This is a genomic window from Azospirillum endophyticum, assembly GCF_016595245.1.
Taxonomy (GTDB): domain Bacteria; phylum Pseudomonadota; class Alphaproteobacteria; order Azospirillales; family Azospirillaceae; genus Azospirillum; species Azospirillum endophyticum.
Genome location: NZ_JAENHM010000058.1, coordinates 297,698 through 321,605 on the forward strand (window position 1 = coordinate 297,698; position 23,908 = coordinate 321,605).

At 68.5% G+C, this 23,908-nt stretch carries 19 protein-coding genes; 10 read left to right on the forward strand and 9 right to left on the reverse strand.

Going from position 1 to position 23,908, the window contains the following annotated elements:
- Window positions 1–13: 13 nt before the first annotated feature.
- Both JHL17_RS19795 and glpD read right to left on the reverse strand, forming a co-directional pair.
- Complete coding sequence (locus tag JHL17_RS19795; protein ID WP_200195648.1) at window positions 14–1,117, reverse strand: ATP-binding cassette domain-containing protein; 1,104 nt, start codon at window positions 1,115–1,117, stop codon at window positions 14–16.
- The gene (glpD, locus tag JHL17_RS19800; RefSeq protein WP_200195649.1) at window positions 1,114–2,685 is read right to left on the reverse strand and encodes a glycerol-3-phosphate dehydrogenase; all 1,572 of its coding nucleotides are present in this window, start codon (window positions 2,683–2,685) and stop codon (window positions 1,114–1,116) included. Before glpD ends, JHL17_RS19795 begins: the two co-directional genes overlap by 4 nt.
- 362 nt (window positions 2,686–3,047) lie before the next feature.
- On the opposite strand from glpD, the gene JHL17_RS19805 reads away from it, so the two are divergent.
- The 5 genes from JHL17_RS19805 to JHL17_RS19825 all read left to right on the forward strand — a co-directional run bounded on the left by JHL17_RS19805 (window position 3,048) and on the right by JHL17_RS19825 (window position 9,929).
- The gene (locus JHL17_RS19805; protein ID WP_200195650.1) at window positions 3,048–3,713 is read left to right on the forward strand and encodes a cold-shock protein; all 666 of its coding nucleotides are present in this window, start codon (window positions 3,048–3,050) and stop codon (window positions 3,711–3,713) included.
- A 216-nt stretch (window positions 3,714–3,929) separates the two neighbouring features.
- A complete protein-coding gene (locus JHL17_RS19810) occupies window positions 3,930–4,745 on the forward strand; it encodes a DeoR family transcriptional regulator (RefSeq protein WP_200195651.1) in 816 nt (271 codons plus the stop codon).
- Window positions 4,746–4,909: 164 nt separating this feature from the next.
- On the forward strand, window positions 4,910–5,965 hold the full coding sequence (locus JHL17_RS19815) for a GMP reductase (RefSeq protein ID WP_200195652.1): 1,056 nt from the start codon (window positions 4,910–4,912) through the stop codon (window positions 5,963–5,965).
- Between the two features lie 125 nt (window positions 5,966–6,090).
- Window positions 6,091–7,965: an excinuclease ABC subunit UvrC gene (uvrC, locus tag JHL17_RS19820; protein WP_200195653.1), complete on the forward strand. Its 1,875-nt coding sequence runs from the start codon at window positions 6,091–6,093 to the stop codon at window positions 7,963–7,965.
- A gap of 272 nt (window positions 7,966–8,237) precedes the next feature.
- A complete protein-coding gene (locus JHL17_RS19825; protein ID WP_200195654.1) occupies window positions 8,238–9,929 on the forward strand; it encodes a methyl-accepting chemotaxis protein in 1,692 nt (563 codons plus the stop codon).
- Between the two features lie 18 nt (window positions 9,930–9,947).
- Here the strand turns inward: JHL17_RS19825 and JHL17_RS19830 are convergent, their stop codons facing one another.
- The 5 genes from JHL17_RS19830 to JHL17_RS19850 all read right to left on the reverse strand — a co-directional run bounded on the left by JHL17_RS19830 (window position 9,948) and on the right by JHL17_RS19850 (window position 14,946).
- The gene (locus JHL17_RS19830; RefSeq protein WP_200195655.1) at window positions 9,948–11,246 is read right to left on the reverse strand and encodes a hypothetical protein; all 1,299 of its coding nucleotides are present in this window, start codon (window positions 11,244–11,246) and stop codon (window positions 9,948–9,950) included.
- A 110-nt stretch (window positions 11,247–11,356) separates the two neighbouring features.
- Window positions 11,357–11,827: a hemerythrin domain-containing protein gene (locus tag JHL17_RS19835; RefSeq protein ID WP_200195656.1), complete on the reverse strand. Its 471-nt coding sequence runs from the start codon at window positions 11,825–11,827 to the stop codon at window positions 11,357–11,359.
- A 106-nt stretch (window positions 11,828–11,933) separates the two neighbouring features.
- Entirely contained in the window at window positions 11,934–12,194 is a 261-nt protein-coding gene (locus JHL17_RS19840; protein ID WP_200195658.1) for a hypothetical protein, read from the reverse strand.
- Between the two features lie 151 nt (window positions 12,195–12,345).
- On the reverse strand, window positions 12,346–13,212 hold the full coding sequence (locus JHL17_RS19845) for a universal stress protein (protein WP_200195660.1): 867 nt from the start codon (window positions 13,210–13,212) through the stop codon (window positions 12,346–12,348).
- A 168-nt stretch (window positions 13,213–13,380) separates the two neighbouring features.
- Window positions 13,381–14,946, reverse strand: coding sequence for a bifunctional aminoglycoside phosphotransferase/ATP-binding protein (locus JHL17_RS19850; RefSeq protein WP_200195662.1), 1,566 nt, complete (start codon window positions 14,944–14,946; stop codon window positions 13,381–13,383).
- A gap of 179 nt (window positions 14,947–15,125) precedes the next feature.
- On the opposite strand from JHL17_RS19850, the gene JHL17_RS19855 reads away from it, so the two are divergent.
- The 4 genes from JHL17_RS19855 to JHL17_RS19870 all read left to right on the forward strand — a co-directional run bounded on the left by JHL17_RS19855 (window position 15,126) and on the right by JHL17_RS19870 (window position 20,487).
- Window positions 15,126–15,770, forward strand: coding sequence for a hypothetical protein (locus tag JHL17_RS19855; protein ID WP_345773843.1), 645 nt, complete (start codon window positions 15,126–15,128; stop codon window positions 15,768–15,770).
- Between the two features lie 148 nt (window positions 15,771–15,918).
- Window positions 15,919–16,464, forward strand: a complete 546-nt coding sequence (locus tag JHL17_RS19860) for a DUF2934 domain-containing protein (protein WP_200195666.1) — start codon at window positions 15,919–15,921, stop codon at window positions 16,462–16,464.
- Window positions 16,465–16,584: 120 nt separating this feature from the next.
- The gene (locus JHL17_RS19865; protein ID WP_200195668.1) at window positions 16,585–17,526 is read left to right on the forward strand and encodes an EamA family transporter; all 942 of its coding nucleotides are present in this window, start codon (window positions 16,585–16,587) and stop codon (window positions 17,524–17,526) included.
- Window positions 17,527–17,754: 228 nt separating this feature from the next.
- Window positions 17,755–20,487, forward strand: coding sequence for a TIGR02302 family protein (locus JHL17_RS19870; protein WP_200195670.1), 2,733 nt, complete (start codon window positions 17,755–17,757; stop codon window positions 20,485–20,487).
- A 118-nt stretch (window positions 20,488–20,605) separates the two neighbouring features.
- On the opposite strand, the gene JHL17_RS19875 is transcribed toward JHL17_RS19870, so the two are convergent.
- Together JHL17_RS19875 and JHL17_RS19880 are read right to left on the reverse strand one after the other, a co-directional pair.
- Complete coding sequence (locus JHL17_RS19875) at window positions 20,606–20,839, reverse strand: hypothetical protein (RefSeq protein WP_200195672.1); 234 nt, start codon at window positions 20,837–20,839, stop codon at window positions 20,606–20,608.
- 102 nt (window positions 20,840–20,941) lie between these two features.
- The gene (locus tag JHL17_RS19880; protein WP_211113473.1) at window positions 20,942–21,865 is read right to left on the reverse strand and encodes a DUF4142 domain-containing protein; all 924 of its coding nucleotides are present in this window, start codon (window positions 21,863–21,865) and stop codon (window positions 20,942–20,944) included.
- Window positions 21,866–22,176: 311 nt separating this feature from the next.
- Between JHL17_RS19880 and JHL17_RS19885 the strand changes: the two genes are divergently transcribed.
- Complete coding sequence (locus JHL17_RS19885) at window positions 22,177–23,868, forward strand: FAD-dependent oxidoreductase (protein ID WP_200195674.1); 1,692 nt, start codon at window positions 22,177–22,179, stop codon at window positions 23,866–23,868.
- Window positions 23,869–23,908: the final 40 nt, after the last annotated feature.

Below are 23,908 nucleotides of genomic sequence, written 5' to 3' on the forward strand. Positions count from 1 at the left end.
CGCTCCCGCCCCCTTAAGCGATGTTGCGCAGCGCGCCGCGCCGCCAGTTGGGAGCCGCCACCAGTTGCCCGGCGGCGGAGAAGACGAAGATGCGGTCGGGATCGGCATAGACCTGGATGTCGCTGCCGATCGGATGGCTGTGCACCCCCTCCTCGCGCGCGATCAGCGTGGTGTCGCCGTGGCGCAGATGGACGAAGGTCTCCGACCCGCTGATCTCCGACAGGGCGACCTTTCCCCGGATCGGCACCAGCCGCTCGTTCCGCCGCAGCACCGTCAGGTGGTTGGCGCGGATGCCGACCTTGCAGGGGCCGGCCGGCAGGTTGCGGTCATGGGCCGACAGCGGCAGGCCGGTGCCGTCGGACAGGGCGACGCGGTCGTTGGTCAGGATCGCGTCCACCACGTTCATCGGCGGGTCGCTGAACACCTGTGCGCATTCCAGCGAGGCCGGCGTGTGGAACACCGCGCCGGTCGGCCCGGTCTGCAGCATCCGCCCCTCATGCAGCACCGTGACGTTGCCACCGAGGATCAGCGCCTCCTGCGGTTCGGTGGTGGCGTAGACGACGGTGGTCTTGCCGTCGGCGAAGATCTCCCGCAGCTCGGCGCGCAGCTCCTCACGCAGCTTGTAGTCGAGGTTGACCAGCGGCTCGTCGAGCAGAAGCAGGCCGGCGCCCTTGACCAGCGCGCGGGCGATGGCGCAGCGCTGCTGCTGGCCGCCCGACAGTTCGGCCGGCAGGCGGTCGAGATAGGGCTCGATCCGCAGCATGGCGGCGGTCCGCCGCACCTTGGCGTCGGTCTCCGCCTTGTCCTTGCCCTGGCGGCGCAGCGGCGAGGCGATGTTCTCGTAGACCGTCATCGCCGGGTAGTTGATGAACTGCTGATAGACCATCGCCACGTCGCGATGGCGCACCGACTTGCCGGTGACGTCCTGGCCGTTCTCCAGCACGCGCCCGGCGGTCGGCGCGTCCAGCCCGGCCATCAGCCGCATCAGCGTCGTCTTGCCGGCCAGCGTCCGCCCCAGCAGGACGTTGAAGCTGCCGGGTTGCAGCTCCAGCGACAGCGGGTGGAGATGCTGCTCGGCGCCGACGCGCTTCGCCACGCCTTCCAGTGTGAGTGTCACCGCGTTCCTCCCATCGACCGCAGGGTGGCGGTATCGCCGCTCGAATCCCTGTTGGCCGTTGCTTCGCGGCGCCGGTCGAACCAGCCGCCGATGGCCTCCCGGACATTTGCGTCCAGGTGCAGCCCAAGTTTGGAGCGCCGCCACAGGAAGTCGTCGCCGGTCACGGCGAACTCCTCCCGCGCGGCATAATCGAGCTCGGCCTCGTAAACGCCGCCCCCGAAATCGATGCCCAGATCGCCCAGCCCCTCGGCGTCGCCCAGCAGCCGCTCGACCCGAGTGCCGTAGGCCCGCGCCAGCCGCAGGGCCAGCGCATCGGGCAGCCAGGGCCGGCTGCGCTTCAGGCCCGCCAGGAAGCTGGCGAAATCGGCGCCGGCGATGTCGCCGCCGGGCAGCGCCACGTCGGCGGTCCAGGTGACGCCGCCCTTGCCGAGCGCCTTGCCCAGCTTCTCGGTCGCCTCCTCCGCTAGCCGACGGAAGGTGGTGATCTTGCCGCCGAAGATCGACAGCATCGGCGCGTCGCCGGCCGGCTCGTCCATCTCCAGCACATAGTCGCGGGTTACGGCCGAGGCGTTGCCGCTGGCATCGTCGAACAGCGGCCGGACGCCGCTATAGGTCCACACCACGTCGCTTTCGCGCACCGGCTTGGCGAAGTAGCGCGATACCGCCCGGCACAGATAGGCGATTTCCTCCGGGCTGATCGCCACCGCGCCGGGATCGCCCGAATAATCGAGGTCGGTGGTGCCGATCAGGGTGAAATTACGCTCGTAGGGGATGGCGAAGACGATGCGGCGGTCGTCGTTCTGGAAGATGTAGGCATGGTCGCCTTCGAACATCTTCGGCACGACGATGTGGCTGCCCTTGACCAGACGGACCGACTTGTCGACGGTGACGCCGGTACGCTTGGCGATCATCTCGCGCACCCAGGGACCGGCGGCATTGACCAGCGCGCGGGCGCGGACGGTGCGCGTCGCGCCGGTGTACACGTCGACCAGCGTCGCTTCCCACAGCCCGTCCCGCCTTTCCGCCTTGTCGCAGCGGGTGCGGGTCAGGATCTCCGCCCCGCGCGCCCGCGCATCCATCGCGTTCAGCACGACCAGCCGGCTGTCCTCGACCCAGCAGTCCGAATATTCGAACGCCTTGGTGAAGCCGCCCGCCAGCGGCTTTCCGGCCGGCGACCTGGTCAGGTCGACCCCGTGCGAGCCGGGCAGCAGCTTGCGCTTTCCCAGATGATCGTAAAGGAACAGGCCGATGCGCACCATCCAGGCCGGACGCTGGTTGTGGTCGTGCGGCAGGACGAAACGCAGCGGCCAGATGATGTGCGGAGCGGCGCGCAGCAGGACCTCGCGCTCCTGCAGAGCCTCGCGCACCAGACGGAATTCGTAATATTCGAGATAGCGCAGGCCGCCGTGGATCAGCTTGGTGCTGGCCGACGAGGTGGCGCCCGCAAGGTCGCCCTGTTCGCACAGCACCACCGACATCCCACGCCCGACCGCGTCGCGAGCGATCCCCGCCCCGTTCACGCCGCCGCCGACGATCAGAAGGTCGGTCACCGCGGACTCGTTTGCCATGGGTTCCTCTCCGTACCGCGGCGGTTCCTTGCGAACCCAGCCGCTTTCGTTTCGGAACATAGAATGTTCGTTCGCGTCTGAAAAGGAAAATGTTTGTTCAGCGGACCATGTTTTGGAGGCTACGCCGGATTCGGCTTCTCGCCTATGGAAAATGATGGCACGTCACGAAGGAGTGCCTCTCTGAACAGATCGTGCGATCGCTGACCGGCCTCCCGCACTGAAAAGGGGGGAAATCTGCCTTGCACGACCGACGAAACGAAGGAGGCTGGTCGGGTGCTGCACGTGACTGGTCAGGTGAGCCATGCTATCTACACCTTGCGGGCCATCCTTCCAGGCCATTCATGTATGGATAGAATGTCGCTATGCGGATCGAGGGAACGATACGCTCCTTTGTTCAGGAGAAGCGGTTCGGCTTCGCAGATGGGCGTGACGGAAAGAGCTATTTCGTCCATTTGAACAGTTTCGTCAGCCCGCCCCCACAAGACGCGCTGGTCGAAGGTGCGCTCGTCACCTTTACGCCTCATCCAACGCCGAAGGGCTTGGCGGCGCGTCAGGTCAGATACGAAGAGAAGCAAGGGATCCGGTGGGTTCGACCAGACCGCTTCCTGTTCCTCAAGGACATGGAGGTGAGAGTCTGCAAGGCTATCGCCCTCGGCAGTCTGATCGACGTGGAAGGCAAATCCTCTCCGGACGAGGCACGGGCCGCTTTGGCCGATTTGGCTCACAGCCTTGGCGCTACCGCCGTCCTTGGCGCGCGTTACGTCAAAGGTAAGGCACACCGGGGCAATTACACCTGCACCGTCCACGGTTACGAAGAGACGCCGGCGGTGGTGATGCAGCCCAAACCGACCATGGACCTTGCCGAAATCGCGGAAAGCGAACGGGAATGCATCTCGCTGGTTGAGGAATTCGAACGGCGATGCGAAAGCTATTGGAGAAAGCGCCGCCGCGACGAGGTCGTCCGCATGGTGCTGAAGACCGCGCTTTTCATCGCTGCGGCGGTCATGGTGGTCCGATTGTTCGCCTGATCGCCCTGTTCGATCATTCGATAGAACCAACGGACTTTCGCATTGATACATGTTTGTGTTGCCATCAATCAGGTTGCCGCCCTATCATTCGCCGTTCCGACTTGACGGGCTGGCGCGCACCGCATCCGAACTCCCGTCGGCCGCTTTTCGCTTTGACCCATTCCGCGCATCTGATTCACTGCCGCCCCGCCCTTACCGACCGGAGACAGCCCCCCGATGGATGCGCGCCTGGACGCCGAACGCCGCCAGCAGGAGATCGTGGCCCTGGTCCATGCCAAGGGCATGGTGCAGATCCAATGGCTGGCCGAGCATTTCGACGTCACGCCCCAGACCATCCGCCGCGACATCGAACATCTGGCCGGCCAGTCCGCCGTCCGCCGCTTCCGCGGCGGCGTCACCGTCCCGTCCAGCGTCGAGAACATCGCCTATTCCACCCGCCAGACCCTGATGGCGGAAGAGAAGCGCCGCATCGCCGACATGGTCGCCCGCCATGTGCCGGAGGACGCCTCGCTGTTCCTGAACATCGGCACGACGACGGAGGCGGTGGCCCAGGCCCTGCTCGGCCACAAGCGGCTGCGGGTGCTGACCAACAACCTGAACGTCGCCACCATCCTGCACAAGAACACCAACTTCGCCCTGTCGATCGCCGGCGGTCTGGTGCGCGAGCGCGACGGCGGCATCATCGGCGAGGCGACGGTGGAGTTCATCCGCCGCTACAAGGTCGACATCGGGATCATCGGCATCAGTGGCATCGATTCCGAAGGCGACCTGCTGGACTACGACGAGCAGGAGGTCCGCGTCGCCCGCGCCATCATCGAAAGCTCGCGCCGGGTCTTCCTGGTCACCGACCACACCAAGTTCGGCCGCAACGCGATGATCCGCATGGCCGACGTCCGCGTGCTGGACGCGCTCTTCACCGACCGCCTGCCGCCGCCGGAACTGATGGAGGTGCTGGGCAACGCCGACTGCCAGGTCCATGTTGCCGACGGCAGCGAAGCGGTCAACGGCGACGGGGAGGATGCGGAGGAATAGGGCCGAGGGACTGGATTCGGCGAAACAGTTTCAAACGCGGCACCCCCGCCGCGGCCCTGGCTGCGGCCCCGATGTCGCTTGCCGAACCGGGACATCGCCTCCACTCTGTGAAGTCGGGCCTTGCGCATATGGTTGGCCCGGCAAACAGATGGGACAGGTGTGCGGTGATCATCGAAAGCGACCTCAAGCTCGACTTCAAGGATGTGCTGATCCGGCCGAAACGCAGCACGCTGCAGAGCCGCAACGACGTGGACGTCAACCGGACCTTCACCTTCCTGCACACCCAGCGCGACTGGACCGGCTTCCCGCTGATCGCCGCCAACATGGACGTCACCGGCAGCATGGGCATGGCCCGCGCGCTGTCGCGCTTCGGCGCGATGACCGCCCTGCACAAGCATTACAAAACGGAGGAGCTGGTCGCCTTCTTCCGGGCGGAAGAGGAGTCCGCCGCACTCTCCAACGTCTTCTATTCGATGGGCATCGCCGACGCCGACCATGACAAGTTCCAGGCGGTGAAGGCGAAGGCGCCGGTTGGAAAGATCTGCCTGGACGTCGCCAACGGCTATACCGAACGCTTCGTCGAGGTGATCGCCCGCCTGCGCCTGGAAAACCCGGATGCCGTCATCATGGCCGGCAACGTCGTCACCGGCGACATGACGGAGGCGCTGCTGCTGGCCGGCGCCGACATCGTCAAGGTCGGCATCGGACCGGGATCGGTCTGCACCACCCGCAAAATGACCGGCGTCGGCTATCCCCAGCTCTCCGCCATCATCGAATGCGCCGACGCCGCCCATGGGCTGAAGGGACAGGTCTGCGGCGACGGCGGCTGCACCGTGCCGGGCGACATCTCCAAGGCCTACGGCGCCGGGGCCGACTTCGTCATGCTGGGCGGGATGCTGGCCGGCCATGACGAGTGCGAGGGTGACATCCGCTACGAGGACCGCGACGGCAGCCGGGTCCCCGTCGCCATGACCTTCTACGGCATGTCGTCGGACACCGCGATGCACAAGTATGCCGGCGGCGTCGCCTCCTATCGCGCCTCGGAAGGCAAGACGGTGGAACTCCCCTATCGCGGCCCGGTGGAGAACACGATGCAGGAGATCATGGGCGGCGTGCGCAGCATGATGACCTACATCGGCGCCACTCGGCTGAAGGAAGTGCCGAAACGCACCACCTTCGTCCGCGTCGGCGCCCAGCTGAACACGGTGTTCGGGGGCTGACCTTCCGCCCCTGCCGCATGGCAGATCCCTGCCGGCGACCCCGTCCGATTCTTGTCTCTTGGTCCCGTTCCGTTCTACTGATTGGGTGAACGGCGAATCGGAGCTTTGCGGGAACGAGAGTGCACATGGACGGGGTGCCCGGCAGCGGAGCGGACGTGATCCGCGCCCAGTTGCCGACCCTGCCGGACACGCCAGGCGTCTATCGGATGCTGGCGGCCGACGGGTCGGTGCTTTATGTCGGCAAGGCGAAGTACCTGAAACGGCGGGTGGCCAGCTACACCCGGACCGACGGGCTGCCCAACCGCACCCGGCGGATGGTGGCGCTCACTCGTTCGATGGAGTTCGTCACCACCCACACCGAGGCCGAGGCGCTTCTGCTGGAAGCGAACCTGATCCGCAGCCTGCTGCCGCCCTTCAACATCCTGGTGAAGGACGACCGGTCCTTCTCCTACATCGTGATCGGGAAAGGTCACGACTTCCCCCGCCTGATGCAGCATCGCGGCAGCGCCGAACGGCGCGGCACTCCGGGAAAGGGCAACCGCCGGGACTCCGACCTGTTCGGCCCCTACGCCTCGCCGCATCTGGTCGGCATGACCATCGCCGCCCTGCAGCGCGCCTTCCTGCTGCGGACCTGCGACGATGGCGTCTTCGCCTCGCGCACCCGGCCCTGCCTGCAACACCAGATCAAGCGCTGCTCGGCTCCCTGCGTCGGCCGCGTCGACGAGGAGGAGTATGCCGCCCAGGTCCAGGGCGTGCGCGACGTGCTGTCCGGCCGCAGCGCCGAGGTCCAGGCGGAATTCGCCCGCCACATGCTCGACAGTTCCGACCGGCTGGAATACGAGGACGCCGCCCGCTGGCGCGACCGCATCCGCGCGCTCACCGCCTTGCAGAGCCGCCAGGACATCAATCTGGAGGACACGCTGGGCGACGCCGACGTGCTGGCCCTGCACCGCGAGGGCGGCGCCGCCTGCGTCCAGGCCTTCTTCTTCCGCGGCGGCCGCAACCAGGGCACCCGCGCCTTCTTCCCCCGCGTCGATGCGGAGGAGGAGCCCGGAGACATCCTGACCGCCTTCGCCGCCCAGCTCTATGCCGACACCCCGCCACCGGCCCTGCTGCTGTTGAGCGACCCGGTGGAAGCCCCGGAGTTGCTGGAGGAGGCGCTGGGCCTGTCCGCCGGCCACCGCGTCGCCGTGGAATGCCCCAAGCGCGGGCCGAAGCGCCGCGCCGTCGAGCATGCGCAGACCAACGCCCGCGACGCGCTGGGCCGCCGGCTGGCCGAGCGCTCCACCCAGGCGACCCTGCTGGAGGGGGTGGCCCGCGTCTTCGGCCTGCCCGCTCCCCCACGCCGTGTCGAGATCTACGACACCTCGCACATCCAGGGCTCCTTCCCGGTCGGCGCCATGGTGGTGGCCGGGCCCGACGGGTTCCAGCGCAACGCCTACCGCCGCTTCTACATCCGCGATCCCGACGCCGCCGGCAACGATTACGCCATGCTGCGCGAGACCTTCACCCGCCGTTTCCACCGCAGCAGCGAGTCCGGCCGCGATTCGGGGCAGTGGCCCGACCTCGTGCTGATCGACGGCGGGCTGGGCCAGCTGAACGCGGTGAAGGACGAGCTGGCGATGCTGCAGATCACCGACATCCCGCTGGTCGCCATCGCCAAGGGGCCGGACCGCAATGCCGGGCGCGAGCGCTTCTTCCAGCCCGGCCGGCCGCCGCTGACCCTGGCGCCCAACGATCCGGTCCTGCATTTCCTGCAAAGGCTGCGCGACGAGGCCCACCGCACCGCCATCGACAGCCACCGCGCCCGCCGCATGAAGGCGATGTCGCACAGCCGCATCGACGGCATCCCCGGCATCGGCCCGACCCGCAAGAAGGCGCTGCTCCATCATTTCGGCAGCGCCACCGCCGTCGCCTCCGCCGGACTGAAGGATCTGGAGGCCGCCCCCGGCATCAGCGAGGCCATCGCGCGAAAGCTCTACGAGCATTTCCATGGATAAGCTGCGGAACACGGCGCGGGCACGATTGCGGATCGCGTGAATATCGAAAGCTTCGCACACAAGGGCAGCGTCATAAATTTGTAATCTGCCATTACAAAACCATGACCCCCGCAAACATCGATCCACGCATTTAAGAAAATTAAATAATACCGTGATGGGATAATGTTTCGGCGGGTGTCCCGGATTGCCGTTCCCAAACCACCCGTCCCTTCCTGATCACGCCTTGTGCGAACCGCCCCCTCCCGCTCAGCTCCCAATCGAGGTGAAGGACCATGCTGGCCGACTGGCACATTCAAACCAAGATGGCCGCCGCGGCCGCCGTCGTCGGGCTCTTCTCCGTGGTGACGGCCGCAGCCGGCTTCTACGCGCTGGATCGCACCGAACAGGCCGTCGGCGATCTGGTCCGCACCCAGAAGGAACAGCTCGACGCCTTCGACATGCGCATCGACATCATCGCGCTGAGCCGGATGGAATATGAGCTGGGCAACGATCCCGCCCAGGCAGCGGGCTTCGCTGCACAGGCCGACAAGCGGATCGCCGAGATCAAGGACCGGCTGACGGCGCTGCGTTCGCGGTCCGACAACGACCAGATGGGGAAGGTCGACGCCATCCGCTCCAGCTTCGGCAGCTACGAGAAGAACGTCCACGCCATGCTCGACACCGCGAAGACGGCGGCGGCCAAGGGCGGCGACGAAGGCCGCGGGCTGGTGCTGGGCGGGTTGAAGGCCAGCCGTGACGGACAGATGGCGCTGACAGACGCGGTGAAGGCCTACAACGGCGATGTGTCGAAGCGTACCGGGGCTGCCGTACAGGAGGCTCTGACGCTGGCGGAGACGCTGAAGATGACGTTGGCGGTGGCGGCGGCGCTGGCGCTCGCCGTCGGCCTGCTGATCTCCATCATGATCTCGCGCGCCGGGCTGGTGCTGCCGCTCCGCGCCCTGATCGAGGAGGTCCGGCGGATGGCCGGCGGCGCGCTCGACAAGAGTGTGGAAGGCACCGGCCGCAAGGACGAGATCGGCGAACTGGCCCGCTCGGTGGAGGGCTTCCGCCAGGATCTGGTCAAGGGCCGCGAGGTCCAGGCCGAGGTCGACCGCCAGCGCGAACAGGCGCTCGCCGTCGCCAGCCGGCGCGAGGGGCTGCTGCGCGCCTTCGACAGCGCCATCTCCGGCATCCTGCGCGGCGTCGCCTCCGCTGCGACCGAGCTGGAAAGCACCGCCCGCAGCATGAGCGGCATCGCCCAGAAATCCATGCAGCAGGCCACCGGCTCCGCCGCCGCGTCGGAACAGACCTCCTCCAACGTCCAGGCGGTCGCCGCCGCGACGGAGGAGATGAACGCCTCCATCGCCGAGATCGCCCGTCAGGTGAGCCAGAGCACCGACGTCGCCGGTGCGGCGATGCGCGAGGCCGAGCAGACCAACGCCGTCGTCGGCGACCTCGCCCAGACCGCGCAGCGGATCGGCGAGGTGGTGCAGTTGATCAACGACATCGCCAGCCAGACCAACCTGCTGGCGCTGAACGCCACCATCGAGGCGGCCCGTGCGGGAGAGGCCGGCAAGGGCTTCGCCGTCGTGGCGTCCGAGGTCAAAAGCCTCGCCAGCCAGACCGCCCGCGCCACCGAGGAAATCTCATCCCAGATCCAGGCGATGCAGACGGTGACCGGCACCGCGGTGACGGCGATCCGCGGCATCGGCGTCACCATCGCCCGCATGAACGAGATCGCCACCGCCATTTCCGGCGCCATCACCCAGCAGAACGCGACGACCGAGGAGATCAGCCGCGCCATCCAGCAGGCTTCCCACGCCACCGCCAGCGTGTCGGCCAGCTTGTCGGAGCTGACGGAGGTCGCGGCGCAGACCGGCGATGCCGGCAACCAGGTGCTGTCCGCCGCCCGCGACCTGTCCCGGCAGTCGGAGGCGATGCATACCGAAGTGGAGGGCTTCCTCTCGCACATCCGCGCCGGATGAGGCGCGGAAGACGGTTGGTTACGGCACCGCTTTCCCCGTGAACGGGTTCCATCCGAGCGCCGCCAGCGCCGCCCAGGCGGTGGCGCCCAGATGGGGGCGGCGGTAATAGAGGAAGTCGTCGGTCTTGCTGTCCGGCCCGATGGCGAGCCCGGTGGTCAGGACCTGCGGCCGGGTGGCGTAGAGATAGCCGCCGGGGCTGATCTCCTTCAACAGCTCGCCGAACAGCCGGTCGGCATCGCCGCGGCGGCCGACGGCGCGGTAGGCCAGCGCCGCCTGCGCCGTGCCCTCCACCCACATGCCGTCGCGGTCGTCGTTGAAATCGAACCCGCCGTCGGCGCCATGCGCCCGCTCCGCATAGGACAGGGCGGCGCGCCAGGCCTCCGGCGCCTTCGGCAGCAGCAGCGGCCAGAGCTGGGCGTCGAGGCCGGAGGTGGAGGTGCTGATCGTCACCCCGTCCGGCCCGGTGCCGATGGGGAAATGGTCGCCGCCCGCCGTCCACAGCGTGTCGAGGAAGGCGCGCGCCTCGCGCTCCGATCCGGCGAAGTCATCACCCGCATCCCTGGCCAGCCAGCCGAACAGGGCGACGAGATCGGTGTTGTGCTCGGTCGATTTCCAGGTCAGCGGCTGCGGCGCGTCGTCGAAACCCTGCACACCGCCATTGAAGCCGCCGGGGCCGCGCGGGTCGCGGGTATGCTCGACCACCCACCGCGCCAGTTCCGCCGCACCGTCGCGGAAACGGGTCTCGCCGGTGGTGTCGGCCAGAGTCAGCAGCGCCAACCCGGCCCAGGCGACGTTGCCGGTGGCGGTGCCGACCTGATAGGGGTCCTCGCCCCAATGGTTGCCGACGGCATCCCACCAGCCGTTGGGCGGGATCGGCCGCTGCTTCTGCGCCCCGGCCCGGTAGGCATTGCGCAGCCGCCCCTTCCAGCCGGCGCGGTCGAGCGAGACGGCGTCGAGCAGCGCCTCGCCGATGCGCAGGGCCTTGTCGCGCTGGCCGCAGGCGGTCAGCGCCATGATCGCCAGCGCATTGTCATAGGTGAAGGCGGCGTTCGACAGCGCCGGCTCCGAGGTCGGGCCGGGCGCATAGGAATTGTCGTAGCTGCGCAGGAACAGCGGCCCGCGCCCGGACACCTCGTCGACACGCGCCGCAAGCGTGGCGCAGGTCTTCTGTGCCAGGTCCTTCGCCGGTGGGGCCGGGGCAGCGACGGCGGAGGTCATCAGGGCGGATATCCCAAGGGCCGCCACCGCCAGCGCGGCGCGGGCGAACAGCCCGGCTCGCCGGGGAAGCCCCCGCTTGACGCTTGCACGCTTGAACATCGACACCGCCGGCCAGTTCCAGGAAGCCCCAGATATGGCCCCTTTCCCAGCCGGCGGCAACCGAACGGGACTATGCAGGCCCTCTCCCGGGGCGGGAGAGGGAGATCCCCTTACAGCGGCGCCAGACCCGCCATGATGTGCGTCTTGCGGTCGGCGTAGGCGCTGCCCAGTTCGGCGGCGCGGTCGTCGTCCAGCACCTCCTTGGCCTCCTCGAACAGCTCCTCCTCCTCCTCGTCCAGGTGGTGGCGGACCAGTTCGCCCAGCACCTGGAGCTTTTCCTTCCAGCCGCTGTCCGTGGTCTTCATCGCGTTCAACTCATCCAGCAGGCCGTTGATGAGGTGATGCTCGTTCAACCCCTCAATGGTTTCGGACTTCGCTTCCTTGGCCTTCTTCAGCGACGCGTAGAAGACGCCCTCCTCCACCTTCGAATGGGCCCACAGCTCGCGCTGCAATTCCTCGAACACGGCGCGGCCGCTGCCATTGGCTTTCTCGGTCTTGTCGAGAAGGCCGCGGATGGTGTCGTGGTCGGTCTTGATGCGGGCGAAGATGTCGGCCTGGGTACCGGTGGTCTTGCTGGCCATCGTCGGGGTCCTTGGCAATTGTCAGGGGGAGCTGTCATCGTGGACAGTCGTCGAACGGTTGCCAATAGAACCCCGCCGCGGCCGGACTGTTCCCGGCCCCGCGCCCTCACCCCTGCGGATGCGTTTCCACGAATTCCCGCAGCGTGTGCATCAGGTCCACCGCATGGGCGACCTGCCCATGGGCACAGGCCTCCGCGATATCGTCGGCAATGATGTGGGCGATGCGGTTGGGTCCGCCGGGGCAATGGGCAAGGCAATGGCCCATCTCCACCGCCACCATTTCCGGCAGATGCTCGTGTTCGGCGATCGCGTCGATCTCGGCTTCGGTGAGATCGCTCAGCGCGATGCAGTCCTTGATCGTCAACATGGCGCGTTCCTCCCGGGAACGGCCGGACTGCCCTGCGGGCAGGATGCGAAGACGGTCCTGCTGAGACGGCCATCCTGCCAATGCCGACGCCGCACGGCACCCCGCCAAGTCAAGGCGACGGGGAAACCGCGCGGCCGAAAACCGGCGAAAATCAGTGAGCCATCAGAACCGGCAGCCCGGCATGGTTCAGCACGTAGCGCGTGACACCGCCCAGGATCATTTCCCGCATCCGGCTGTGGCCGTAGCCGCCCATGACAAGCAGGTCGGCGCCCAGCTCCACGGCTTTCTTGGTGACCGTCTCCCCGACGGGTTCCGATCCCGGTTGCAATATAGTTAACTCAGGGTTAACCCCCTGCCAAGCGAGATATTGGGCAATGCGACGTCCTGTCGCGCCGTCCGTCACCGAAGTTTCGGCGGTCAGGACATGGACGCGGTCGGCACTGCGCAGGAAGGGCAGGGCCGCGGCGACGGCGCGCGTGGCTTCCGTCTTGCCGTTCCAGGCGACGGCGACGGTGTGGCCGATCTCCGCCGGCAGGGTTTTCGGCACCAGCAGCACCGGCCGGGCGGAGCCGAGAAGCGCCGTCTCCATGGTGGTGTATCCCTGCGTGTCCGCCTCGATGGAGGTGTGGGCGCAGACGATCAGGTCGGACAGGCGGCCTTCGGCGGGCACCACGTCCTCGATCCGGCCGACGACCTCGCGCCAGGAGGCGGACGGCGCCTCGACCCCGCCGGGGACCTCGCGAATCTCGATCCCGGCCGCGGCGACGGCGGCGTCGAAAGAGCGGCGGGCGGCGGCGCGATGGTTGTTCGACTCCGTCTCGGCCGCACGCATGATCTCGTCCACCATGGCGCCGGACATGCCTTCGCCCAGCATCGGCACGGCATCGCGCGGGTCGAGGCTGACGAACAAGCCGACGAGATGGGCGTCGAAGTCCCGCGCCACCGCAACCGCCCCCTTCAGGGCCACCGGATCGTTGTCACTGCCGCACAGCGGCACAAGGATGGTCTTGTAGGTCATGGACTCCTCCCGGACCGTTCGAGCGGCCCTTCCTCGACGGTGGCGGCCCGTCCGCCGGGGCGGCGGACGATTCTTCACCGTACCGTCTCATTCGCCCCATCGTCGCTGCGGTCCACGGCCCGGGACGGGAGGCCGCAGCCCTTGATAAGATGGTGTCGCTTCCCGGAATTAGGCCAAGCTTGCCCGGGCGTCGTCCAGCACATCCGACGCAACCCTGCCAGAATCCAGGCGCGTCCAGCCGATGGTCCCCAAATCATAGGATTCCTGCCGTTCCGCCACATCGGCGGTGGCGTCGGAGGCATCATTGCGACGATTGGTCACACGTTCCATCCGCTCCGACAGCGGCGCCTCCATCCAGATGCCGTCGAACCGCAACCCGGCCGCCGCCGCAACCGCTTCGATCCGGCGGCGCTCGTCCGGCCGGGCGCTGACCGCATCGACCACCACGGCTTGGCCGGCTCCCAGCACCGCCGCCGCCCGCCGGCACAGCTCGGCATAGACCCGCTCCGTGACCGCCGGCGCATACCCCCCGGAGGGCAACCGGTCGGTGTCGGCCGCTCCGCACAGCCGCTTGCGCAGCACGTCGCTGCGCAGCACCACCGCACCGGGCGCCGGCCCCAGTCCCGGCGCGATCCCCAGCGCAAGCCGGGTCTTGCCACTACCCGAAAGCCCGCCGACCGCGACCAGCCGCGCCGGCGCCGGCTCCAGCGCGGCGAGGGCCTGGTCCAGGTAGCGTCGCGCTTCGTCGGCCAGCCCCTCCGCCTTCCCACCCAACCGCAGCGCCGCGGCCGACACCTTGGCCCGCACCGCGGCGCGCAGCGACAGGAAAAGCGGCAGCGCCGCCAGCCCAGCGTAATCCCCCGTCTCCTCCAGGTAGCGGTTCAGCACCAGGTTGCCCAGCGGCCGCAGCCCTCGGTGATCCAGATCCATCAGCAGGAAGGCGAGGTCGTAGAGGACGTCGGCCACCGCCAGCGCCTCGTCGAACTCGATGGCGTCGAACAGCGTCGGCTCGCCGTCCAGCAGGACGATGTTGCGCAGATGCAGGTCGCCATGGCCGTGACGGACGAACCCGGTCCGTCGCCGCTCCTCCAGCAACGGCGCCAGCCGGTCGAGCGCGTCGCCCGTGCGCTCCGCCAGCCGCGCCACCGCCGCCGCGGGGAACAAATCCGGCGTGGCGCGCAGATCCTCGAAATTGCCGGCGGCCACCGCCCGCATCGCCGCCGCCCCACCGCCATCCGGCCGCCGGGCGGCCTCACGATGGAAGGCGGCGATCCGCTCGGCGAGGCGTCGCATCAGGTCGGGAGTCAGAGCCTGCCGCTCCGCCATCCGGTCGAACAGCGCCTCGTCCGGGAAGCGCGCCATCGACACCAGCCAGTCGACAGCTTCCCCCGCGCTTTCATCCTCGTCCAGCCGCAGTCGGCCGTCGTCCCCGCGGCGGATGGCGACCACCCCGCGATAGAGCGCCGGTGCGGTGCGGCGGTTGACCGCCAGCTCGGCCCGGCAGGCGGCATGGCGCTTCTCCACCGTCGAATAGTCGAGATAGGGATAGCGCACCGCGCGCTTCAGCTTCAGCGCCCGCTCGCCGACCAGGAACACAAGCGCGGCATGGGTATCGATCCGCTCCACCGCCCGCCCGCCGTGGGTGCGCGGATCACCGAGGAAGGCGATCGCCTCCTCCTGCTGGCCCGGGCCGGAACACCGGCCGGGAGACGGTTCGGCGGGATGCGCGGTCATGACCATAGAATAACAGAGGAGGGCGCCGCAGCGCTTCTGCTTTCATGGTTGAAACGCAGATGGCGATGGCGACATCATAGGGTTAGTGCGGATACGCCATGGGTCGGTTGCCACGCCCCATCGTTATAGTGGCCGGACCGCATGGGTCCGGTCCGACGTGTCGCCGGGAGGGGGTGCCCGTGAACCGCCTGTTGAGCCGCCAGAGGAGGTCCCGGGGGAGTTCCCGGAGGAGTTCCCTGCCAGCCGCTCTGGCCGCCGGCCTGATCGGGCTTGCCGTGGCGGGAAGCGGAACGGCGCGGGCGGAGTCCATCGACGCCGACGGCCGTTTCGGCGGCTGGGCGTTGGGCGGCCTCGCCTACAGCCTGCAGCCACCGGCGGAAAGCAACCTCACCGTCCTGAACAGCAAGGTCCGGATCGGCTCGTCGCTGCTCCCGCAGATCGAACCCTATGCCAACATCCAGCCCTGGATCGGGCCGGGCACGGGCAGCAGCCTGACCCCGCGCGGGGCGGTGAACGGGTTGGGTGCCGGGCTGGGCAGCGGACTGGGCGGAGGGTTGAGCGGCGGCGTGCTGGTCGACGTGCCGCTCGGCTCCTTCGTCTTCACCCCCAGCGTCGGCGCCGGCACCCTGCCTTCCGCCCGGCGCGAAGGAGGCCCCACCACCGAGTTCCGCTCGCAGCTGGAGTTGGGATACGAGTTCGACAACAAGTCCCGCTTCAGCCTGGGTTACAGCCGCATCGTCAACGACGCCGCGGCCGGCGATCCGGCGGCCGGCACCAACAACGTCTTCGGTCTCTACTACCGCCTGCCCTTCGGCGGGCCGTGACGTCGATCGCCGGACGAAGACCAGGGTCGGGACATCGTGTCGCGGCGTCTTGCCCGGGCGATGCGCGCGTGACGGCGGCGCCTTAACCGCATCTTAAACATGATTGGCTCAAGTGGACGCGGACCGAACGCTCTCCGGGGAATCCACCATGGCCACCAAGCGCAAGACCGCCGCCTCCGCCGCTCCCGCAACCGCGCCTGCCGCAGCCGCGCCCGTGTTCGAGGCTCCGGCGGAGAGCTGGGCCGACACCATCCTGCGCACCAACTTCGCGTCGGTGGAACAGGACAGCATCGTCCTGCTGCAGGCGGCCAGCACCCTGCTGGAGTCGGATGCGCCGGAGAAGGTCAACATCGCGCTGGACCAGAACCTGAAGCTGTGGATCGCCATCAAGGCGGTCCTGCTGAACGAGGACTGCCCGGTCGAGCCCGAGGTGAAGGCCAACCTGCGCAATCTGGCGCAGTTCGTCGTCTCCACCACCATGCTGGCGACCCAGGGTACGATCGAGACGCGCAAGCTGGTCTCGCTCGCCCGCCTGAACATGAACATCGCCGAGGGCCTGCTGAGCGGCCAGCGCAACCGCATGATCCAGGAACGAGCCTATCAGATCTGGGAAGAGGACGGCCGTCCCGAAGGCCGCGGACAGGAACACTGGCTGCGCGCCGAATCCGAAATCTCCGGCCTGTTCAAGGTCTAAGCGACAGCTCGGCGTCCGGCCCCGGAAAGGTTTACGCAACACCGCCATACCGCATCGGCATGACCGCCCGCGTCGCGATCCCGTGACGCGGGCGGCAACGCTTGGTAGGGTCGGTACATCGTGACCGTCCCGCCGCCCCCCCTCCCCAAGCCTCACAAGCGCGTCGACGACACTCCGCTCGGCATCGGATCGATGCTGATATCCGTGCTGTTCTTCTCGCTGATGAACGTCCTGGCGAAGCTCCTGATGGACCGCTTCCCGGTGACCGAGGTCATGTTCTTCCGCAGCCTGTTCGCGCTGATCCCGGTCTGCCTCGCGATCCATCTCGGCAAGGGCTTCGCGACGACGCTGCGCACCCGCTATCCCTGGGGCCATATGGGGCGGTCGCTGATCGGGCTGACCACCATGATCGCCATGTTCTGGTCCTTCCATCTGCTGCCGCTGGGCGACGCCATCGCGCTGAACTTCGCCGCCCCGCTGTTCCTCACCGCCCTGTCAGTGCCGCTGCTGAGCGAGAAGGTCGGCATCCACCGCTGGAGCGCCGTCCTGGTCGGCTTCGTCGGCGTGCTCATCATCGTCCGCCCCAGCGGCGACGTGCTGAACCTGGGTGCCGTCATCGCCCTGTTCGGCGCGCTGACCAACGCGTTGGCGATGATCGCCATCCGCCAGCTGAGCCGGACCGAGCCGCCGGACACCATCGTCTTCTACTTCACCTTGCTGACCACCCTTCTGCTGGGCCTGTCCCTGCCCTTCTCCTGGGTCACGCCGGATCCGATCGGTTGGCTCATGCTGCTGGCGACCGGACTGTTCGGCGGCTGCGGCCAGTTGATGCTGACGCGCGCCTATTCCTTGGCGCCGGCCGCCGTGGTGGCGCCGCTGAACTACACCTCGCTGCTGCTGGCGGTCGTCTTCGGCTGGTTCCTGTGGGGAGAGGTGCCGACCGCCACCATGGCGGCCGGTGCCGCCGTGGTGATGGCGAGCGGCCTCTACATCCTGCACCGCGAGACCCGGCGCCGCACCACCGTGACCCAGCCGCTCCCGGCCGGGGACGGCGACGACTGACGACACCCGGTCGCTCCCATCCGAAATTTCAGCCTGCCGCCGCACGTCATAGTTTCGCCATCGCGTGATGATGGGCTGTACCATCCCGCCGGAGACGAGTTGGCGGGCGGGTGAGGAGTCGGTGGGCAAAAGCCGCCGGCGGCGCCTATATGATTGGTTCGCGCAGCATGACCGGGCCGCGGCAGGTGAACCGCCGGACCGGCTGCAGTCCGGCGCGGAGGGGGCGGCATGAAACAGAACGAGCGACGCGGCGCTGGACCTGACGAGGGTCATGACGCGGATCCGGCCGAGGACGGAGCGGCGGGGGTGACGGAACCCCATGTCCGCCTTGCCCAGGCCCGCGCGGCGCTGACGTGGGAACGGCTGGGGCCGGCGCTGTGGGCGCCGCTGTCGGTGCTGGGCGCCTTCCTGGCGCTCGCGCTGCTGAACCTGCTGGTCCTGCTGCCGGGCTGGCTGCACGGACTGGCCCTGCTGGTGCTCGCCGCCGCCTTCCTGCTGTCGCTCGTCATCGGAATCCGCCGCTTCCGCGCCCCGGCGCAGGACGAGGCCCGCCGCCGGCTGGAGCGGGACAGCGGACTTGCCCATCGCCCCCTGCACACCCTGCGCGACCGCCCCGCCGGCAACGACCCGACCGCCCAGGCGCTGTGGCGCCTGCACCAGGAACGCACCCGCGCCGCCATGCGCGGCCTGCGCGTCGCCTGGCCGGGCACCGAGGTGCCGTCGCACGACCGCTACGCCCTGCGCGCGCTGGTGATCCTGACGCTGGTGGTCGCCGGTGCCGCCGCCTGGGGCGACTGGCGGCCCCGGATCGCCGCCGCCCTGACCCCGCAATTCGCCGGCGGCACCGCCACCGCCGCGGCGACGCTCGATCTCTGGATCAACCCGCCCGACTACACCGGCCTGCCGCCGGTCTTCCTCAAATCCGGCTCCACCGCCAGGCCCGCCGCGCAGCAGGCCTCCACCCAGCAGACCGCCGGTTCTGCCGCCGCCCCCGCGCAGCCACCCGCCGACCAGCCGGTGCAGGTGCCGCAGGGCAGCCTCGTCCTGGCCCGCGTCACCGGCGGCAGCGGCACCCCCAGCCTGGAGGCCAGCGACCGGACCGACCCGTTCGAGGCGGTGGATTCCGCCAATTTCCAGGTGCAGAAGCCGGTGACCGGCGGCACCCGGATTTCCGTCACCCAGGGTGGCCGCACGCTGGGCTCCTGGCCGATCCAGGTGGTGCCCGACCGCACCCCCATCATCGCCCACGCCACGCCGCCCGCCGCCGGCGAACGCGGCGCGCTGAAGCTGGACTATGCCGCCCGCGACGATTACGGCCTGACCGAAGTGAAGGCGCAGGTCCGCCTGGCGCCGGAGGTTCCCCCCGCCGCCGTCCCGGGGAGCAGCGGCGCGGGAAAAGCCGAGGCTGCGCCGAAAGCCCCGCAACAGGCCGAAGCCGACGCGATGCTGGAATTCCCGCTGTCGCTGCCCGGCGTCCGCCCGAAGGAGGCGCACGGCACCGCCTTCCAGGATTTGACCGCCCATCCCTGGGCCGGCATGCCGGTGACGGTGCGGCTGACCGCGACCGACGGCGCCGGCCAGACCGGCCGGTCGGAGGATGCGGCCATCATCCTGCCTGAACGGACCTTCAATCATCCCGTCGCCCGCGCCATCATCGACCAGCGCAAGGTCCTGACCCGCAATCCGCAGGGATCGCGGGTCCAGGTCGCCCGCGCGCTGGCGGAGATTTCCTCGCGTCCCGGCACCTATGGCGACGATATCGTCGCCTTCCTGTCGCTGCGCACCGCCATGGCCCGGCTGATGCTGGACCAGGGCGCCGACTCCGTCCCCGCCCTCCAGCAGCTGTTGTGGGAGACCGCGCTGCGCATCGAGGACGGCGGGTTGTCGCTGGCCGAAAAGGATCTGCGCGACGCCGAGAAACGGCTGTCCGAGGCCCTGGACAAGAACGCCTCCGACGAGGAGCTGAACCGGCTGATGGACGAGTTGCAGGCGGCGCTCGACAAGTTCATGGACGCCATGGAACAGCGGATGATGGAGGCCCTGCAGCGGGGCGAGCAGATCCCGATGGTCCCGCCGGAGATGGCCGACCGGATGACCGACCGCAACGACCTGCAGCAGATGCTCGACCAGATGCGCGAGATGGCGCAGACGGGGTCGCGCGATGCCGCCCGCCAGATGCTGTCGCAGCTCCAGCAGATGCTGGAGAACATGCGCTCCGGCGCGATGGCCCAGATGAACCAGCAGAACGGCCAGCAGCAGCAGAACCAGTCCTGGGAGATGATGCAGCAGCTGCAGAAGCTGGCCCAGCAGCAGCAGCAGCTCCTCGACCAGAGCTTCCGCCAGTCGCAGGAGTCGATGGACCAGCAGGGACAGCAGGGCGAGCAGCCCCGCGGCCGCCAGCCCAACCAGCGCCGCAACCAGAACGGCCAGCAACAGAACGGGCAGCAGAATCCGGGCAGCCCGACCCTGCAGAAGCAGGCCGAACAGCAGGAGGCGCTGCGCCGCCAGCTGGGCGAGCTGATGCGCCGGATGGGCGAGCAGCAGGGCGGCGAGATCCCGCAGCCGCTGGGCCGCGCCGAGCGTGCGATGCGCGACGCCGCACAGGCGCTGCAGCAGGGCGCCCCCGGAGCCGCCGTGCCGTCGCAGACCGAAGCGATGGAACAGCTCCAGCAGGGCATGCAGGGCATGGCCGAACAGATGGCCCAGCAGATGATGATGGGCCAGGGCCCGGCGATGATGGGCCAGCAGGGCCAGATGCCCCGCCCGGGCCGCGGCCGCGACCCGCTGGGCCGCCGGCCGTCCGGCTACGGCATGCAGGACTCCAACGACGTGAAGATCCCGGAACAGTCGGAACTCCAGCGCGCCCGCGAAATCCTCGACGAACTCCGCCGCCGCTCCGGGCAATACGGCCGCCCGCAGGAGGAGCGCAACTACATCGACCGGTTGCTAAAGCAATTCTGACGGGCGCCGGCACTCGCGCTTCCGGCGGTGCTGTGAAACGAAGACGGGGCAGCAAAAAACGGGACCGGGCGAAGCCGGTCCCGTTCGGGACGCACTGAAGTTGCAGCGTTGCCGGTGATTATTCGGTGGGACGCTCGTCATCCGGATTGTGGTTGGCGACGTGATCCTGCATCTGCTCGGTCTGCACGGCCTTGCTGTCCAGGCCGCGGGCGTCGGAATGACGGGACTTGTCGCGGTTCGACAGCACCGCGTTGTCGCCGATGGAACCGGCCGGCAGGTCGGTGGTGGCGCCCGCCCCGGTGCCCTTGCCCTGCCCGCTGGCGCTCATGTGCTTCTTGCTGGCATTCGCCATCGCGTGTTCTCCGTCGGTTGGCCCCGCAGCGCCGCGATAAGGACTCCCCGGCGCCGGGGGCAGGGTGTCGGGATCGGCGATCAAGCCCGATCCCGCTCGAAATCACTGGGGATTGCGCGGCTGGGTGCCGCCCGTGGTGGACATGCCGCTGTGGTCGGCGGTGCCGCCGTGGCGCTTGCCCAGCGAAACGGTGTTGTCGTCATACTTGAACTCGGCCATCTGCTTGACCTGGTCCTCGGTCACCTGACGGGCGACGACGCGGTCGCCGTCGGCCCGCAGCAGGTTGTAGTCGAGCGCCACATGCTTGGCGCCGATCCCCAGAATGCCGCCGCGGTTCAGGATCACCTGGGTCGCCTTGCCGGACTGGGCGTCGAGGATGATGTCGGCGACGTCGCCCAGCTTCTTGCCGTTCTCGCCATAGACGTCCTTGCCAATCATCTTCTCGAAGCTGGTGCCCTGCTGGGCGGTACCGCCGGCAGCGGACGCGACTCCCGGGCGCATGTCGCGGACATGGCGCAGATGCTGTTCCAGCGTCGGCAGGGTCTGCTCGGCGAACCGCTTGAGGTCGGCGTCCTTGCCGTTTTCCGCCTGCTGGCGGAACAGGGTGACGGCGGTCTGGTGGGCGTCCGTCTGGCCCTGGAGATAGGCGGAGTCGAACTGGTCGCCCTTCAGCCCGCGCAGCTTGTCCAGCTTCTGCTGGTGCTCGGAATCGAGCTTGGTCGGCAGCGTCATCGACTTCTCCTGGGCCATCGCCTTCATGGCTTCGGAGGTCTTGGTGTGGTCGGATACCATCTGGCTGCCGAACTGCTTGACGCCCTGGTCCTTCGCCTGATCCTGCGCCAGCTTGCCCGCCTGGATTTCGAACATGTCGCTGACCGCCGCCTTCTGGGCGAAGGTCATGTCCTGCTGCGCCAGCTGGCCCTTCTCGGTCACCGTCTTGGCCGGCGCCGGCGTCTGGGCCAGCGACAATGCGGGGGCCGTGAACAGGATCATGGCGGCGGTCGCGAGAAGATGATGACGTTTCATGGCGGCGGCTCCTCGAACTACAAGGGGAATTGCATGGTTTTCGGTCTTCGCCGGCCAACTCCGCGGCCGGGCCGAAGCACCGTTCTTGGCCTTTTCAACCGCCGAGCGCGGTGGTCGTTCCCTATCGGACGGTCATGCCGATTTGGTGGGTCGACCGGCCCGCCGTCGCCATCCGGTTCGTCCGGGGTGCCGCGCTTGTGTGCCGGAATGGCCGATGCGCCCTCGCCGGGGGTATATCCGAATGAGCGCTCGGCCTACGCCACGCGTCCGGGGCAGAAAGGTGGGCTTATGACCCCGGTACGGAGGCCCGCTTGCTTCGTGACGCCCGCCATGTCCTGAACGGCACGCATATCGATTGCGATCTGTGCGTGATCGGTGGCGGTGCCGCCGGCTTGACCATCGCCCGCGAACTCGCAGGCGGCAGCCTGAGCGTCGTCCTGCTGGAAGGCGGCGGGCTGGAGGTCGACGGCATCTCCCAGGCACTGTATGCCGGCCGCAACGTCGGCCTGCCCTACGAGCGGCTGACCACCGCGCGCAGCCGTTATCTCGGCGGCAGCACCAATTGCTGGGGCGGCTTCTCCCGCCCGCTGGAACCGACGGATTTCGCCGAGCGGCCCTGGATGCCCGGCAGCGGCTGGCCGATCCCGCGCGATACGATGATGTCCTATTACGAGCGCTCCCACGACGTTCTCGGCCTGGGACCCTTCGAATACGACAACGACTATTGGATGGAGCGGATCGGTGGAACGAAGACCGAGCTGATCCCGGTGGAGACCGGGAGCGGCGGCAGCGGCGCTTTCGAGAACCGCGTCGCCCAGCTCAGCCCGCCGATCCGCATGGGCGAGGCCTACCGCGCCGAGATCGGGCGGGCCGCCAACATCACCGCCTTCCTCAACGCCAACGTCACCGGGCTGGACACCAATGCGTCCGCCACCGCGGTGGAGCGGGTGCAGGTCCGCACGCTGGACGGCCCCGGCTTCACCGTCGGCGCCCGGCTGTTCGTGCTGGGCTGCGGCGGCATCGAGAATGCGCGCATCCTGCTGCTGTCCAACAAGGTGCAGGCGGCGGGGCTGGGCAACGGCAACGATCTGGTCGGCCGCTATTTCGCCGACCATCCGCGCTTCAAGACCTCGCCGATCCGCCTGACCCGGCAGGGCCACCACCGCAGGCTCTACGACGTCAGCCTGTGCCTGGCCCGGCGGCGCCTGCGCCGTCCGCACCCGTCGATCGCGCTGGCGCTGTCGCCGACGGCCGATCTCCAGGAAAGCCACGGGCTGCCGAATTCCCGAACCTATCTGGTCGCCTCCTACCATTCCGGGGCGCTGGACGCCTTCAAGGCGATGCGCGACCTGCGGCTCCTGCCGTCCCGCCATCGCTGCCGCCGCTTCGGCGTATCGGAGGACGAGGCGGCGAGCCTGCTGCGCAACGCCGGACCGCGCATCCTGCGCAGCCTGCCGCAGCTGGCCCACGCCCTGTTCGACAGCACCATCGATCCGGGCTGGCTGCCCCGCCGCTTCACCCTGGAAACCGTGCTGGAACCGGTGCCCAACCCGGACAGCCGGGTGACGCTGGACCATGCCACCGACCCGTTCGGCCGCAACCTGCCGAAGGTGGACTGGCGGCTGACCGATCAGGACCGCCGGGGGGCGACCGAGACGCAGCGGCTGTTGCGCGAAGACCTGCTGCGCCGTGGCCTCATCACGGTAGAAGGCGAGGAGAACACGGCCGAGGCGACGATGGCCGATGTCGGCTGGTGCTGGCACCATATGGGCACCACCCGCATGCATGACTCGCCGCGCCATGGCGTGGTCGATCCCGATGGCCGCGTCCATGGCGTGGGCAACCTCTACGTCGCCGGCAGCTCCGTCTTCCCGACCATGGGGGCCGACCACCCGACCATGACCATCGTGGCGCTGGCCCTGCGGATGACCGACCGCATCCTCGCCCTGCTGCAGGACGAACGGAACAGCCCGCCAGCCCCCGCGGTTGCCGCCTCGCTGTGAGCGGGGCCGCGGCGTCCTATATTCCTCTCCCCCCCGGAGA

What these genes read in the sequence shown, in the direction of transcription:
- glpD (WP_200195649.1), bottom strand. Translation starts at nt 2,685, where the DNA reads ATGGCAAACGAGTCCGCGGTGACCGACCTTCTGATCGTCGGCGGCGGC.
- JHL17_RS19805 (WP_200195650.1), top strand. Translation starts at nt 3,048, where the DNA reads ATGCGGATCGAGGGAACGATACGCTCCTTTGTTCAGGAGAAGCGGTTC.
- JHL17_RS19810 (WP_200195651.1), top strand. Translation starts at nt 3,930, where the DNA reads ATGGATGCGCGCCTGGACGCCGAACGCCGCCAGCAGGAGATCGTGGCC.
- uvrC (WP_200195653.1), top strand. Translation starts at nt 6,091, where the DNA reads ATGGACGGGGTGCCCGGCAGCGGAGCGGACGTGATCCGCGCCCAGTTG.
- JHL17_RS19825 (WP_200195654.1), top strand. Translation starts at nt 8,238, where the DNA reads ATGCTGGCCGACTGGCACATTCAAACCAAGATGGCCGCCGCGGCCGCC.
- JHL17_RS19830 (WP_200195655.1), bottom strand. Translation starts at nt 11,246, where the DNA reads ATGTTCAAGCGTGCAAGCGTCAAGCGGGGGCTTCCCCGGCGAGCCGGG.
- JHL17_RS19835 (WP_200195656.1), bottom strand. Translation starts at nt 11,827, where the DNA reads ATGGCCAGCAAGACCACCGGTACCCAGGCCGACATCTTCGCCCGCATC.
- JHL17_RS19840 (WP_200195658.1), bottom strand. Translation starts at nt 12,194, where the DNA reads ATGTTGACGATCAAGGACTGCATCGCGCTGAGCGATCTCACCGAAGCC.
- JHL17_RS19845 (WP_200195660.1), bottom strand. Translation starts at nt 13,212, where the DNA reads ATGACCTACAAGACCATCCTTGTGCCGCTGTGCGGCAGTGACAACGAT.
- JHL17_RS19850 (WP_200195662.1), bottom strand. Translation starts at nt 14,946, where the DNA reads ATGACCGCGCATCCCGCCGAACCGTCTCCCGGCCGGTGTTCCGGCCCG.
- JHL17_RS19860 (WP_200195666.1), top strand. Translation starts at nt 15,919, where the DNA reads ATGGCCACCAAGCGCAAGACCGCCGCCTCCGCCGCTCCCGCAACCGCG.
- JHL17_RS19870 (WP_200195670.1), top strand. Translation starts at nt 17,755, where the DNA reads ATGAAACAGAACGAGCGACGCGGCGCTGGACCTGACGAGGGTCATGAC.
- JHL17_RS19875 (WP_200195672.1), bottom strand. Translation starts at nt 20,839, where the DNA reads ATGGCGAATGCCAGCAAGAAGCACATGAGCGCCAGCGGGCAGGGCAAG.
- JHL17_RS19880 (WP_211113473.1), bottom strand. Translation starts at nt 21,865, where the DNA reads ATGAAACGTCATCATCTTCTCGCGACCGCCGCCATGATCCTGTTCACG.